Genomic DNA, 15,146 nt, shown 5'->3' on the forward strand with positions numbered 1-15,146 from the left:
AATACCTTATTTCGCTAACCATGCTAGTAACGCAGCACGAATATCGTTTTGAACTTGCTCTATATTTTGGCTTGCATCAATCGTCACAATGGAATTATCACCCGCGGCAAGTTCCAAATATCTTTCTCGGGTCCTTTCAAAAAAGGCGAGTGACTCTTTTTCAATTCTATCTAACTCACCCCGTGAACGAGCGCGTTGTAGGCCCAATTCAGGTGATAAATCAAGGTATAACGTCAGGTCAGGTTTAAAATCACCTAAGACTAAATCACGCAATGACTGCATTAAATGGCGGTCAATCTGACGCCCACCACCTTGATAAGCTTGCGATGACATATCATGGCGATCACCGACAACCCACTTTCCAGCAGCAAGTGCAGGTTTAATCACGGTATCCACTAATTGCACGCGGGCTGCATACAGCATTAAAAGCTCGGCTTTGTCCGTGACTTTATCCCCTTCAATACCTTGTTTGATGAGCTCTCGCAGCTTTTCTGCCAACGGTGTGCCACCAGGTTCGCGGGAAAAAACGATATCATTGATACCGGCGTGGTTTAGAGTGTCAACCACCGTGTTGATTGCGGTGGTTTTCCCTGCGCCTTCTAATCCTTCAATAACAATAAATTGGTTTTTCATGTTTTATCAATTTTGCTGTTCAATTTGGCGGTAAACTTTGACGGCACGGTTGTGGTCATTCAAGTTACGACTAAAGGTATGTCCCCCTTTACCGTCCGCGACAAAATATAAATAATCTGTTTTCGCTGGATGTGCAGCGGCTTTAACAGATGCAAGGCTTGGCATTGCTATCGGTGTTGGCGGCAATCCGTCAATTTTGTAGGTGTTATATTCTGTGTAATTATCTAAATCACTGCGGTAAATTTTACCACGATATTTATCACCCAAGCCGTAAATCACCGTTGGGTCGGTTTGTAAGCGCATTTTTTGCTTTAAGCGGTTAACAAATACCGAGGCGACTTGCGAACGTTCGCTATCAACACCCGTTTCTTTTTCAATGATTGACGCCATAATCAACATTTCATAGGCATTTTTATACGGCAGATCCCTATCGCGTCCTTTCCATTCATCGTCAAGGTTGGTTTGCATACGTTTATGAGCACGTTTCAAAATTTCGATATCAGGCGTTCCCGCTGTATAGAGATAGGTGTCAGGGTAGAGCCAACCTTCCAAGGTTCCCTCACCTTTAAAACCTATTTCGGTGTAAAGCTCGGTCGGTGTCATTTCCGTGGATTTGTGCGCTAAATATGGCGCATCACGTAAAATATTGCTCCAATCGGCTAAACGATTCCCTTCAATAAAACGAATCGAAAACTGTGCTTCCTTACCACTGACGATCAATTTTAATAACTGTTCGACATCCATATCAGGTTGTAAACGGTATGTACCCGCTTTGAGCTGTGCCAACTCAGGACGCAGCTTTAATAACCACTGGAATTCATTTCCCTGCTCAATCAATTTTTCATTGATTAGCAGTGTTTCAAATGCCACACGCCCTGTCCCCGCAGGCACAGTGAAAATTTTTTCTTGTGTGAGGTTAATCGGTGTTTTCGCGTAATTCAATACTTGGCGATATTGCAGATAAAGTGCAATCGCCACAACGGTAATCAGAACAACAGCAATCAAAATGATTTTTTTAGCTAATTTCATTTATTGACCATACCAATGCGTATTAGACTTTAATTATGCAAATTAGATTTTGCAGCGTAAAAATAAGTATTCGAACAGTTCCCGCGAATCATACTGCAATGGGCTTTCTTGTGAGCCTATTTGGATACTTTGAACGGGGAGAACAGGCATCAAGGCATTGCACATAATGACTTCATCACAGTGAGTTAATATGGAAGCGAACCGTTCAATTTCTTCAAAATGGTACTGGCTCCCTGCTAATAACGCTATGATCTTTTGTCTCATTAATCCATTCACCCCACTGTGCGATAACACTGGGGTATAAACTGTTTGCCCGATGCGCCAAAACACATTTGCACTACAACATTCGACAATAGTACCGTCAGTATCGAGCACAATCGCTTCATCGGCTTGAGCCTCATCGATTTCTTGACGGATCAACACTTGTTCAAGACGGTTTAGGTGTTTCATCCCCGCCAATAATGGATTTCGAGAAATAGGTATTTGACTCAATATCAGCTTAGCACCTTTGCATTGTAGTTGAGTATAATGCGATGGAAAGGGTGAAATACTGACAATAATAGTCGGTTTTGTGAGACCAGTAGCACTGTAACCTCGCCCGCCTACACCACGACTGATAATGACTTTTAATACAAATTCGTCATCCGCTTGCTTCGCGCAAATTTCAGCTAAGTGCCGCGCTAGCCCATCCCAATCGGATACGGTAATTTTTAACCGTTGGCAGTCACGTGCTAAACGCGCAATATGCTCTTTTAGCATCTGCGCTTGCTGATTCACTCCGTGAATAGTCGTAAAACAACCATCCCCGAACGCAACGGCGCGATCAGAGACACTAATTTGCTGGCAAAGTTGACCATTAACCCAATATGACATTGATAATACTTATAATAAAAGCTGATAAATCAGACAGTAATCAGGTGGAACTATCATAAACTAAAGCATAGAGCTGTGCAAAGAGACAGGTAAAATAAAGCCCCAGTTGCAGACACAACTGAGGCTGAATTAATGACGGAACGAATTAACTATTCTGCGTGATAACGACGGAAAATCAATGAACCGTTTGTGCCGCCAAAGCCGAAGGAGTTACATAGAGCGTACTCCATGTTCTCAACTTTACGTGCTTTATTTGCAACGAAATCCAGTGTGCAACCCTCATCAGGGTTATCTAGGTTAATCGTTGGTGGGACAATTTGATCACACAGAGACAAAATTGTGAAGATAGATTCAACTGCACCTGCGGCACCTAATAGGTGACCAGTCATGGATTTTGTTGAACTAACTAGCACTTTTGAATCTTCACCAAATACAGACTTAACCGCTTGCGCTTCTGCTAAGTCACCTGCATTTGTTGATGTACCGTGTGCGTTGATGTAACCCACTTCACTCGCCTGAATGCCAGCATCTTTTAGCGCATTTTCCATCGCTAATGCAGCACCTTCACCATTTTCTGGCGGAGATGTCATATGGTAAGCATCACTGCTCATACCAAAGCCAGCCACTTCAGCGTAAATTTTGGCCCCACGCGCTTTCGCATGTTCATATTCTTCAAGAACAATGATACCTGCACCATCACCGAGAACAAAACCATCACGGTCTTTATCCCAAGGGCGGCTCGCCGCTTGTGGGTCATCATTACGAGTTGATAGTGCACGTGCAGCACCAAAGCCTGCCACACCTAATGGTGTCGTGGCTTTTTCAGTACCGCCTGCCAACATAACGTCTGCATCGCCATAGGCAATCATACGTGCTGCGTGTCCAATATTGTGAACACCCGATGTACAAGCAGTGGCAATCGCAATACTTGGACCGCGTAAGCCATACATAATGCTTAAATGGCCTGCTGCCAAGTTAATAATTGTCGATGGTACGAAGAATGGGCTAACTTTACGAGGGCCGCCGGCCATCATAGATTCACAGTTATCCTGAATTAACCCTAACCCGCCAATACCAGAACCAATCGCTAAACCGATACGAGTAGCATTGGCTTCTGTTACTTCCAATTCAGCATCTTTAAAGGCTTGGAAGCCCGCGGCAATACCATATTGAATAAATGGGTCCATCTTCTTCGCATCTTTGCGAGAGATGTCAAAATCTTCGTAGTTGAAATCTTTTACTAAGCCAGCAAATTTCGTTGCGTGGTTAGTAGTATCGAAATGATCAATGAGGCTGATACCACTCTGTCCGTCACAAACAGCTTTCCATGATGACTCAACTGTGTTGCCGACAGGAGATAACATGCCCAGTCCGGTTACGACTACACGACGCTTAGACACGTATTTCCTCCAAGGAGGGAAAAGTTACAAAAGGAACATAGGCGATCGAGTGATCGCCTAGACATGTTTTTCGTACAATTATTTAGATGCGTTCTCGACGTAGTCAATCGCAGCCTGTACTGTTGTGATCTTTTCAGCTTCTTCGTCAGGGATTTCGCAATCGAACTCTTCTTCCAGAGCCATAACCAGCTCAACTGTGTCAAGAGAATCAGCGCCCAAGTCATCAACAAATGAAGCTGTATTTACAACTTCTTCCTCTTTAACACCCAGTTGTTCAACGATGATTTTCTTAACGCGTTCTTCGATAGTGCTCATACTATTAAAATTCCTATCAAAACTCGCTTTCGCGATGGTTTTCGTAGTTTATGAAATACAGGAAAAGATACAACCCAATCCCGGCTGTTGGAACCATTATTTTGCATTATTTAGCGTTGGATAACACTAATAATGCAAATAGCTCCATCATTTCTTTAGATCATGTACATGCCACCATTGACATGCAATGTTTCACCTGTGATGTAAGCAGCTTCGTCAGAAGCTAAAAACGCTACAGCACTGGCAATTTCTTGTGCATCACCCAGTCTATCCGCAGGAACCTGAGATAAAATGCCTGCACGCTGTTCATCTGTCAATGCTTTCGTCATATCAGTTTCGATAAAACCAGGCGCAACGACATTAACAGTAATACCACGAGAAGCGACTTCACGAGCTAATGATTTACTAAAACCAATCAGCCCAGCTTTCGCTGCTGCATAGTTTGCTTGTCCCGCATTCCCCATCACGCCCACAACAGATGCGATGGAAATAATACGCCCACAACGTTTTTTCATCATGGCACGCAAAACGGCTTTAGACAAACGGTAAACGGATGAAAGATTGGTGTCAATAATATCTTGCCACTCTTCTTCTTTCATACGCATCAATAAGTTATCGCGAGTGATACCTGCATTATTAACCAAAATATCAATTTCGCCAAATTCTTCGCGAATTTTGGTTAACGTTTCTTCGATTGATGCTGCATCAGTCACGTTTAACGCTAAACCTTTCCCCTTACCATCAAGGTAAGCAGTGATAGCGTCTGCGCCTTTTTCGCTAGTTGCTGTACCAATAACGGTTGCGCCACGTGCAATTAATGTTAAAGCAATAGCTTTACCAATCCCGCGACTCGCACCTGTTACTAGTGCAATTTTTCCTTCAAAGCTCATGTCGTCCTCAGCTATTTTCTAAAGCAGTGCCTAATGATACAGGATCATTGGCTGCTACGGCAGTTAAATTAGAGACAATTCGCTTGGTAAGACCAGTCAACACTTTGCCTGGCCCCATTTCGACAAGGTGTTCAACACCTTGATCTGCCATCAATTCTACTGTTTCCGTCCAGCGTACTGGATTATACAGTTGACGGACTAAAGCATCACGAATATTTTGCGCCGATTGCTCAATTTTAACATCAACATTGTTGATAACTGGATAGACTGGCTCACAAAATTCAATTTTTTCTAACGCTTCGGCTAATTTTTCAGCAGCAGGCTTCATTAATGCACAATGTGAAGGCACACTAACGGATAATGGCAGTGCACGTTTTGCCCCCGCTTCTTTACACGCAACGCCCGCACGTTCAACCGCCGCTTTTTCCCCTGCGATAACCACTTGGCCTGGGGAGTTAAAGTTTACCGGTGAAACCACTTGGCCTTGAGCCGCTTCTAGGCAAGCTTTTTCAATGGATTCATTATCTAAACCAATAATGGCATACATTGCGCCTGTACCTTCAGGAACCGCTTCTTGCATTAACTTGCCACGTAATTCGACAAGCTTAATTGCTTCTTTGAAGTCAATAACCCCTGCGCAAACTAGTGCTGAATACTCACCGAGGCTGTGCCCTGCCATAATTGAAGGCATAGCACCGTTTTTAGCTTGCCAAACACGGAAAATCGCCACAGATGCTGCTAATAATGCAGGCTGTGTTTGCCATGTTTTATTTAATTCTTCTTCTGGTCCGTTTTGGACTAATGCCCAAAGATCGTAACCCAATGCTTCTGATGCTTCAGCAAATGTTTGCTCAACTAGCTGATTTTCTTCAGCTAATGCTGCTAACATTCCTAAAGACTGAGAACCCTGTCCGGGAAATACCATCGCAAATTGTGTCATGTCTGTTTTCTCAGTAAATTAAAAACGAACTAAGGCAGAGCCCCACGTGAAACCGCCACCAAAGGCTTCTAACAGCACAAGTTGGCCACGTTGGATACGTCCATCACGTACTGCTTCATCAAGTGCAGTTGGGACAGATGCCGCAGAAGTATTCCCATGACGGTCTAAGGTGATAACCACTTTGTCCATGGTCATATCGAGTTTTTTTGCCGTCGCAGCAATAATTCTTAAATTTGCTTGATGTGGCACTAACCAATCAAGTTCTGCTTTTGCAATACCGCTTGCGGCCAAAGTTTCATCAACAATGTGCGCCAATTCACGGACTGCAACTTTGAATACTTCGTTACCTGTCATGGTTAAATACGCAGGGTCATCTGAACAACGGCTGCGGTTAGGCAATGCGAGTAAATCCCCATAACGGCCATCAGCGTGTAAATGGGTAGAAATAATACCAGGCTCATTAGACTCACCCACAACAACAGCACCTGCGGCGTCACCAAATAAAATAATGGTACCGCGGTCTTCCGGGTCTAATGTTTTTGATAATGCATCGGCGCCAATGACTAACGCTTTTTTCGTCATACCCGTTTTAACAAACTGATCAGCAATGCTGATTGCATAGGTAAAACCGGCACAAGCTGCGGCGACATCAAATGCTGCACAATCATGAATGCCTAGCATTTGTTGCACTTGGCAAGCAGCGCTTGGGAAAGCGTGAGTTGCAGACGTTGTTGCAACAATGATTAAACCAATTTCGCTGGCTTCAACTTGTGCCATTTCAAGGGCTTTTTGTGCCGCATGAAAACTCATTACGGAGACATTTTCGTCTTCGTTAGCAATTCTTCTTTCATGTATCCCAGTGCGGGTGACAATCCATTCATCAGAAGTATCAACCATTTTTTCCAGATCAGCATTGGTGCGTACTTGCGCTGGCAAGTAGCTGCCTGTTCCTAAGATTTTACTGTACATAGCCATAGGTTATTGATCGCTCCTGGGTAAAACAATATTTAATCGCGCTGTTATTCTTTCTGGTACTTGTTTTTCAACAGCTTGCACTGCACGGTCAATCGCAGCTTTAAATGCATTTTCGTTAGCCGCACCATGACTCTTGATCACAATACCTTTTAATCCTAACAGAGTCGCACCGTTATACTGGTCGGGGTTCATATCCCCAAAACGCTTCATTAAACGTTTTTTAAGCCACTTTTTCGCCAGTTGCATTAACCAACTGCGTTTTTTCTTTTCGTCATCTGCCGACTTTAACAAGGAAAGAATAACGCGGATCACCCCTTCCATTGTTTTTAATGAGACGTTACCTGCGAAGCCGTCACACACTAACACATCCGTTTTGCCTGTCAGTAATTCATTACCTTCAACGTAACCGATATAGTTAATGGACGCCGTTTCTTTTAACACTGCGGCGGCTTCGCGGATATTATCCAGTCCTTTGCTTTCTTCTTCACCGATATTAAGCAAAGCAACTTTTGGTTTTGTGATGTTAACCACTTCTTCAGCCATCACTGAACCCATTACGGCAAATTGCACTAACATGTCACTACTGCAGTTGACGTTTGCCCCTAAATCCAGCACCACCGTTTGGCTCTTTTGCTGATTTGGTAAGATAGTCATTAGCGCTGGGCGCTCAATGCCGTCTATCGACTTTAACATCAATTTTGCTAAGCCCATCAATGCGCCTGTATTACCTGCGCTCACGCACGCTTGTGCCTGCCCTGTCTTCACTAACTCTAATGCCACTCGCATCGATGTTCCTTTGCTTTGTCTTATTGCATTTGATGGCTTAGCATCATTAGCAATAATTCCGTCCGCAGGGATAATTTCGACGCGCGAAATTTGCTCAGCACTTAAATGTGCAAGCAAAGGTTGAATGGCTTCGGGTTGACCGACAAGCAGTAATTTGAGTGCTGAATTAGATGCCAGAGCCTGCAATGCAGCAGGCACTGTGACGCGGGGACCAACATCCCCGCCCATTGCATCTAACGCGATGGTTAGATTAGCCAAGGTACCAACAATTACTTGCTGATAACCTTACGGCCACGGTAAAAACCGTCTGCAGTCACATGGTGACGCAGGTGAGTTTCACCTGAAGTTTTATCTACAGAAACTAGGGTAGCAGTCAGTGCATCATGTGAACGACGCATACCGCGTTTTGAACGAGTTGGTTTATTCTGTTGTACGGCCATTGACCTTACTCCTTAAGTACTTTTCTTTAAACTGGCTAATACGGCAAATGGGTTTGGCTTTTCTACCTCAGGAGGCAGTTCACCATACACCATGTCCGCTTCGGACACTTCACAGTGTTCAGAATCATGAACCGGAACAACTGGTAAGGAAAGAATTATTTCATCTTCTATCATTCCCAGCAAATCTATTTCACCAAATTCATCAATTTGAATTGGTTCGTAGAGCTCCGGTAATGCTTCGGCCTTTTCGTCATTGACGACAGGACTAAAACAATACGATACGTAGGCATGATGCTTGAAATTTTTTCCGCAGCGTTGGCATTGGAGGGTGAGATCCACATCGGATTTCCCTTCGATAACCGTGAGACGCTGTTTATCAATGTTAAATGATAATTCGGTTTCTACATCACTGTCTACACTGACTACTGATTCTGCAAGACGTGCAACTTGCTCAGGTGTATAACTCCCGACATAGTCGAGGTTTTTCTGAGCTGCACGCTGCGCATCGATAGTCAGGGGTAATTTTACCTTTTGCATAAGGCGCGCATATTAACTTTGTAATGAGCTATAGTCAAAGAAAAAGGCGGGGTAAACTCGCCTTTTCACCAAAAAATCGCAGGTTTTGCGGTTTATAGTTTAAAATGAGTTAACCCTTTTGGCTACGAGTTTCGAGAAAAATCATGAAATCGATTATTTTGGCGTCAACTTCACCCTATCGGCAATCCTTATTAAAAAAATTAGGGTTGCCGTTTTTAGCCTCGCCTCCGAACATTGATGAGTCGCCCGTTTTAAATGAATCAGCTCAAGCTTTGGTCATGCGGTTATCACATGCCAAAGCGGCGGCACTCACAGAACAGTATCCTCAACATCTAATTATTGGTTCTGACCAAGTGTGTGTCATTGATGGCAAAATTGTCGGCAAGCCGCATACCTTTGAAAATGCATTCAAACAGTTGAAAGCAGCATCGGGCAATAAAGTTACTTTTTATACTGGGTTGTGCCTATTAGATTCCGCAACAGGGAAATTTAATTTGCAGTGTGAATTGTTCGATGTGTATTTCCGTCAGCTAACTGACCAGGAAATCACCAACTACTTGTATAAGGAAGAACCATTCCAATGTGCAGGCAGCTTTAAATCGGAAGGTCTTGGTATTACCTTGTTTGATAGGCTAGATGGGCGCGACCCTAACACCTTAATTGGATTACCGATTATCTTGCTGCTCGATATGCTGCGCCAACATGATGTGAACCCACTTCTGGATTAGTCAATCATTGGCGGGTAATCGCCCCTACCCGCCAATCAATGGAACTTAAGATGAAGTTTTACGATTACGTAAGACTTTTAAACAATGGTTGAGCTCTGCACCCATAGGCGCTTGCAGGCGCATTTCTTCCCCAGTTTTTGGGTGTGTGAATTTTAATGCGCTTGCGTGCAGGAACAATCGATTAAGCCCTGTACCCGCTAGTTGACTATCAAATTGTTCGTCACCATAGCGGTTATCAAATGCAATTGGATGGCCCGCATATAAGGTGTGCACACGGATTTGGTGCGTTCGCCCCGTCACAGGACTCGCTTTTACTAACGTTGCATTCTCAAAACGCTCTTCGACTTTAAAGCGCGTTTCCGATGGTTTACCTTCACTGCTCACTTTGACGACTCGCTCACCACTTTGCAAAATATTTTTCAATAACGGAGCTTGAACCACTTTTACGTGGGATTGCCAATTACCACGTACTAAGGCCAAATAATCTTTTTGCATCGTTTTCAAACGTAATTGTTCATGTAAAGCTCTTAATGCAGAACGTTTTTTCGCGACCAACAAAATACCTGAGGTATCCCTATCAAGACGATGAACGAGCTCAAGAAAGCGCGCTTCAGGCCGTAAGGCGCGCAGCCCTTCGATAACACCAAAGCTTAACCCACTCCCACCGTGTACCGCTGTGCCTGAGGGTTTATTCAATACAAGTATGGCGTCATCTTCAAATAAAATGCAATTCGCTAATGCGGCCACTTTATCTAATTTAGCGGAAACTGCGGGTGCCTCGCGTTCTGCGACTCTCACCGGCGGAACGCGAACCTGATCCCCTTCAACGAGCTTGTACTCAGGCTTAATCCGCCCCTTATTCACACGCACTTCCCCTTTACGGATAATGCGATAAATCATACTTTTTGGTACGCCTTTAAGTTTAGCGAGCAAAAAGTTATCGATGCGTTGCCCAGCCTCGTCATCGCTGATGTCTATAAATTGAACTTGATTTTGTGTATTCATTCGGGAATGCGTTAACTCTAATTGATTAAAATATGCGCTCATTGACTCTCTCTATCATACCGACTCCACGAATTTTTTTATGTTTTTTTTTATTTTGGTTATTTTCTGCATGATTTATCCTATTTCTAAATAAAATTTCCATATAACTTCCTTATCGACTTGCTATAATGCACATGGCAATGGAATAATGTGTAGTTGCCGAGATGTTTAAAAAACGAAAATTGGCGTTTATAGGATTTCTTATTTGATAGCGTAACAATGCAGCAATGGCGTAAGACATTTAGCAATATCAAATAAATTAGCGAGCAACGAATTTTAGCTTATTGGGTTAGGGACTTCCGTTTTAATGATAATTAACGGCACCTTAATTAAGAACGCTGAATTTTTAATCTAAAAATCAGGTTCACCGAATACTGCGCGTCTCTATACGAACGACTGCCGCGAGGCAGACGGTTTTGTAAAAATCACGAGGCCATCGGTTTACAGTAGCTCTTTCTTTCGCTGCTCTTTATTTAAAAGAAAATAATGAGTAAGTAACAACATGAAAAGAATGCTAATAAACGCAACTCAACAGGAAGAGTTGCGTGTTGCCCTTGTTGACGGGCAACGTCTCTATGATTTGGATATCGAAAGCCCGGGTCATGAGCAAAAAAAGGCGAATATTTACAAAGGTAAAATCACCCGTATCGAACCTAGTCTTGAAGCTGCTTTTGTTGATTATGGCGCAGAAAGACACGGTTTCCTTCCTATCAAAGAAATCGCTCGCGAATACTTCCCAAGCAACTATCACTCTCAAGGCCGTCCTAACATCAAAGATGTGTTAAAAGAAGGCCAAGAGGTTATCGTTCAAGTTGATAAAGAAGAACGTGGGAATAAAGGTGCAGCGTTAACCACTTTTATTAGTCTGGCAGGCAGCTATTTAGTGTTAATGCCAAATAACCCACGCGCAGGTGGTATTTCTCGTCGTATCGAAGGTGAAGACCGTACGGAACTCAAAGAAGCCCTGTCTTCTTTAGAAATTCCAGATGGCATGGGCCTGATTGTCCGTACCGCGGGTGTTGGTAAATCTGCAGAATCCCTGCAACAGGATTTACTGTACCGTTTACGTCACTGGGAAGCGATTCAAAAAGCCGCTGAAAACCGCCCTGCACCTTTCCTAATCCATCAGGAAAGTAATGTAATCGTGCGTGCGTTCCGTGATTACCTGCGCCCTGATATTGGCGAAATTCTGATTGATAATCCGAAAGTCGTCGAAATGGCTCGCAACCATATTGAATCGATTGGTCGTGGTGATTTTGCAAGCAAAATCAAGCACTACAGTGGCGACGTACCATTATTCAGCCATTACCAAATCGAATCTCAAATTGAATCTGCGTTCCAACGTGAAGTGCGTTTACCTTCGGGTGGTGCGTTAGTCATTGATACCACAGAAGCATTGACTGCAATTGATATCAACTCATCACGTTCTACTCGCGGTGGTGACATCGAAGAAACTGCATTTAATACTAACCTTGAAGCTGCGGATGAAATTGCACGTCAATTACGTCTGCGCGACCTCGGTGGTTTGATTGTTATCGACTTTATCGATATGACGCCTGTTAGGCATCAACGTGAAGTGGAAAACCGTTTACGCGAAGCTGTTCGCCAAGACCGTGCTCGTATTCAAATTGCCCGTATCTCTCGTTTCGGTTTATTAGAAATGTCCCGCCAGCGCTTGAGCCCATCATTAGGTGAATCAAGCCACCATGTTTGCCCGCGTTGTATGGGCACAGGGACAATTCGTGATAACGAATCACTATCATTATCAGTTCTTCGTTTAATCGAAGAAGAAGCGCTGAAAGAAAATACCCATGAAGTGCACGCTATCGTTCCGGTACAAATTGCGTCTTACTTGCTGAACGAAAAACGTAAAGCGGTTAGTGAAATCGAACAACGCCAAACTCACGTTCGTGTTGTTATTGTACCAAACGACCAGATGCAAACGCCTCACTTCCACGTGATCCGTATCCGTAAAGGTGAAGAAGTGAATACTCTGAGCTATAACTTGGCTCAATATCACGAAACTGAAACCTTAACTCATACTGATGAAACAACGGCTGAGCGTAAGGCTCCAGAACAACCTGCGATTTCTGCTTTTGCGCTGCAAGAACCTGTTGAGCTTGCTTCGGCTAAACCGAAAGAAGTAGCACCCGCTAAACCGCCAGTAAAAGCGGCATCAAATTCAAATGAACCTGCACAACCTGGCTTATTCAGTAAAATTGCTGCATTCTTTAAAGGTCTCTTCGGTGGTGAAGAAGAGAAAGTGGTTGAAGCACCAGCACCTAAACCACGCAATAATAATGACCGTCGCCGCAATAACGATCGTCGTCGTAATAATGATCGTCGCAATAATAATCGCCGTGACCGTGATGATAACGAAAATCGTGATAATCGCGACAACCGTGACAATCGCAATAACCGCAATGATCGCAATGATCGCAACGCTTCATCGGAAGAAACGAATAATCGTAACAAGGGCCGCAATAATAAAAATGTGGCACCTCAAGATGAGCAAACTGCTGAAAACGGCACTCGTGACAACCCGCAGCGTCGTGAACAACGTACTGATCGCCGTCGTCGACAAGATGAAAAACGTCAGCAACAAACTGCAAAAACTCAGCAAGATGTACAACAAGATAACGTTGAAACACCAAATACAAGGGATGAAGAGGAGCAGCGTCCAGCCGCGCCTCGCCGCCAACGTCGTCAGTTAACACAAAAAATTCGTGTAACTGATAACGAGCAAGTGGTTAAAACCGATGTTGCCGAATCTGTTGTATCCGCACCGATTGCTGCATTACCTGCACCTGTTGCTGTGGTTAATCAAGTTGAAGGCCAAGTGCAAGCTGACGATCTGCAAGATTTAACTCATCAAGCAGATAGCGAAGAAAAACAAGACACCATCATTCCTCGCCGTTCGCGCCGTTCACCTCGTCACTTACGCGTGAGTGGTCAACGTCGCCGTCGTTACCGTGATGAACGTCATCTCAATGCTTCACCAATGCCATTAGCGGCAGCGGTAGCATCACCAGAGCTAGCTTCCGGTAAAGTCTTCATTCATTACCCAATTGTTCAGCCTCAACAAGAGAGCATGGCAATTATTACGAATGAAGAAATGCTTGAACAGCAAAATGGGATTGAGCCAGTCAATGCAAATACGGTAGAAACAGCTAAGACGGAAAACCTATCTGAAGCACCAGTCATTGCAGCAACACAAGCCGTTAAAGAAGTGGCTGTTGTTGAAGAAATTCAACCTGCTGAAGTTGTTACACCAACCGCTGAAATTAATGCTGTTATTGAAGAGCAAGCAACCGAAACGACTATCGACGATGTAAAAACTGATGTTGAAGAAGCCATTGTTGCTGCTAATACCGAAGTTGAAACGTTTGTTGAAGTTATCGTTGAAGAAAACAGTCAACCTGCTGTTGTCGTTGAAGAGGTTGAAGAGATTGTTGAAACTGTTGTCGAGCCAGCCGTTGAACAGCCAATTGCCCCAGTGGTAATTGATCCAACTCAGGACGAGGCACCAGTAACCTCTAATACTGCTGCAACTAGCTTGCATAAACGCCATGCATACTCACCAATGACTAAAGCACCTGCACCTGCTGGTGCGGCTGGCTCATTTGAAATTACTGAGTACCAACGTGAAACCTCTACCTTTGAAGGTAAAGGTGGCGCAGGTGGCCATGTGGCATCGAATGTTGCAACTTCAGAAATGGCAAAACCGGCTAGTTTCTAAGCTAAATCAGTACTGACTAAAAAGCCTTGTTGGGAAACCACCAAGGCTTTTTTGTTGTTTATCTGCATTCAAATTATTAATTTACCAATTAAAAAGTTTCATTGATCGTCGATAATCAACGCTTGTGTTAGTGCTATCCTTATGGTTATATGACTGTGTTTTTATACAGTAACCATCCCGCAGGAAGGAATCTATTATGCTGAAAGTGATTGCAAAAGACTTTATCAAAACAGAAGCGATTGAAACGGTGATGCCGTTATACCGTGAATTGGTTGAAGCGACAAAACAAGAGCCCCTTTGCATTAGTTATGATTTATATGTTGACCAAAAAAATCCTGGGCATTTTGTTTTTATTGAGGAATGGCCTGACCAACACGCGCTTGATATCCACTGTGCTAGCGAACATTTTAAACGACTCGTTCCACTTATAAATAGTTATAAAAAATCCGACCCTATTATTAAGTTGATGAATAGCGCATTTGTCCCTGACGAATAGCAACTAATGCCCCTTGAGCCTTGAGCCTTGAGCCTTGAGCTTAAAAGTATGTGCTAAAAATATCTTCGCCAACAAAAGGCTGGATCTCATTAGCTATTTGATACCAATAATTAGCGTGGGAGCCTACTCAAGTATATGACCTGTGTGACTGAGCGAAGCCAACAACGCCACAGCCCAAAATATGACATGTATATTAATCCTCTAAATAGTTCGCGTTGCGGCTAGGCGGCAAAGCGAAGACAGCACAGGGAGCATACACAAGTATGTGACCTGTGTGACTGAGCGAAGCCAACAACGCCACAGCCCAAAATATGACATGTA

The 15,146-nt window shown here is 43.7% G+C and carries 15 protein-coding genes; 3 read left to right on the forward strand and 12 right to left on the reverse strand.

The genetic code is table 11. The annotated features are described in order from the left end of the window. Nucleotides 1-6 precede the first annotated feature (6 nt). From tmk to yceD, 11 genes are all read right to left on the reverse strand, one after another. Nucleotides 7-633 (reverse strand): dTMP kinase, encoded by a 627-nt coding sequence (gene tmk / locus ABWP91_RS13105; protein ID WP_353243609.1) that lies wholly within the window; start codon nt 631-633, stop codon nt 7-9. Between the two features lie 6 nt (nt 634-639). Continuing rightward, entirely contained in the window at nt 640-1,662 is a 1,023-nt protein-coding gene (mltG, locus tag ABWP91_RS13110) for an endolytic transglycosylase MltG (protein ID WP_353243610.1), read from the reverse strand. A gap of 42 nt (nt 1,663-1,704) precedes the next feature. Then, nucleotides 1,705-2,535: an aminodeoxychorismate lyase gene (pabC, locus tag ABWP91_RS13115; RefSeq protein WP_353243611.1), complete on the reverse strand. Its 831-nt coding sequence runs from the start codon at nt 2,533-2,535 to the stop codon at nt 1,705-1,707. A gap of 149 nt (nt 2,536-2,684) precedes the next feature. Further along, nucleotides 2,685-3,935: a beta-ketoacyl-ACP synthase II gene (gene fabF, locus ABWP91_RS13120; protein WP_353243612.1), complete on the reverse strand. Its 1,251-nt coding sequence runs from the start codon at nt 3,933-3,935 to the stop codon at nt 2,685-2,687. Between the two features lie 78 nt (nt 3,936-4,013). Beyond that, on the reverse strand, nt 4,014-4,250 hold the full coding sequence (gene acpP, locus ABWP91_RS13125) for an acyl carrier protein (RefSeq protein WP_004253236.1): 237 nt from the start codon (nt 4,248-4,250) through the stop codon (nt 4,014-4,016). A 155-nt stretch (nt 4,251-4,405) separates the two neighbouring features. Further along, the gene (gene fabG, locus ABWP91_RS13130; protein ID WP_219247367.1) at nt 4,406-5,140 is read right to left on the reverse strand and encodes a 3-oxoacyl-ACP reductase FabG; all 735 of its coding nucleotides are present in this window, start codon (nt 5,138-5,140) and stop codon (nt 4,406-4,408) included. 7 nt (nt 5,141-5,147) lie between these two features. Then, complete coding sequence (fabD, locus tag ABWP91_RS13135) at nt 5,148-6,080, reverse strand: ACP S-malonyltransferase (RefSeq protein ID WP_353243613.1); 933 nt, start codon at nt 6,078-6,080, stop codon at nt 5,148-5,150. Nucleotides 6,081-6,098: 18 nt separating this feature from the next. After that, nucleotides 6,099-7,049 (reverse strand): beta-ketoacyl-ACP synthase III, encoded by a 951-nt coding sequence (locus ABWP91_RS13140; protein WP_353243623.1) that lies wholly within the window; start codon nt 7,047-7,049, stop codon nt 6,099-6,101. A gap of 9 nt (nt 7,050-7,058) precedes the next feature. Then, the gene (plsX, locus tag ABWP91_RS13145; RefSeq protein WP_353243614.1) at nt 7,059-8,099 is read right to left on the reverse strand and encodes a phosphate acyltransferase PlsX; all 1,041 of its coding nucleotides are present in this window, start codon (nt 8,097-8,099) and stop codon (nt 7,059-7,061) included. Between the two features lie 11 nt (nt 8,100-8,110). Next, nucleotides 8,111-8,281, reverse strand: a complete 171-nt coding sequence (rpmF, locus tag ABWP91_RS13150) for a 50S ribosomal protein L32 (protein WP_047755811.1) — start codon at nt 8,279-8,281, stop codon at nt 8,111-8,113. Between the two features lie 12 nt (nt 8,282-8,293). After that, nucleotides 8,294-8,818, reverse strand: a complete 525-nt coding sequence (gene yceD, locus ABWP91_RS13155) for a 23S rRNA accumulation protein YceD (RefSeq protein ID WP_353243615.1) — start codon at nt 8,816-8,818, stop codon at nt 8,294-8,296. Nucleotides 8,819-8,961: 143 nt separating this feature from the next. Here yceD and ABWP91_RS13160 point away from each other — a divergent pair, with 143 nt between their 5' ends. Then, a complete protein-coding gene (locus ABWP91_RS13160; protein ID WP_353243616.1) occupies nt 8,962-9,546 on the forward strand; it encodes a Maf family protein in 585 nt (194 codons plus the stop codon). Nucleotides 9,547-9,591: 45 nt separating this feature from the next. Here the strand turns inward: ABWP91_RS13160 and rluC are convergent, their stop codons facing one another. Continuing rightward, the gene (gene rluC, locus ABWP91_RS13165) at nt 9,592-10,551 is read right to left on the reverse strand and encodes a 23S rRNA pseudouridine(955/2504/2580) synthase RluC (RefSeq protein ID WP_353243624.1); all 960 of its coding nucleotides are present in this window, start codon (nt 10,549-10,551) and stop codon (nt 9,592-9,594) included. Between the two features lie 541 nt (nt 10,552-11,092). On the opposite strand from rluC, the gene rne reads away from it, so the two are divergent. Together rne and ABWP91_RS13175 are read left to right on the forward strand one after the other, a co-directional pair. Continuing rightward, nucleotides 11,093-14,329 carry a ribonuclease E gene (gene rne / locus ABWP91_RS13170; protein WP_353243617.1) on the forward strand — a complete coding sequence of 1,079 codons (3,237 nt, stop codon included), beginning with the start codon at nt 11,093-11,095 and terminating at the stop codon, nt 14,327-14,329. Nucleotides 14,330-14,525: 196 nt separating this feature from the next. Beyond that, nucleotides 14,526-14,825, forward strand: coding sequence for a putative quinol monooxygenase (locus tag ABWP91_RS13175; RefSeq protein ID WP_353243618.1), 300 nt, complete (start codon nt 14,526-14,528; stop codon nt 14,823-14,825). Nucleotides 14,826-15,146 lie beyond the last annotated feature (321 nt).

It is taken from the genome of Providencia sp., assembly GCF_040396775.1.
Taxonomy (GTDB): Bacteria; Pseudomonadota; Gammaproteobacteria; order Enterobacterales; family Enterobacteriaceae; genus Providencia.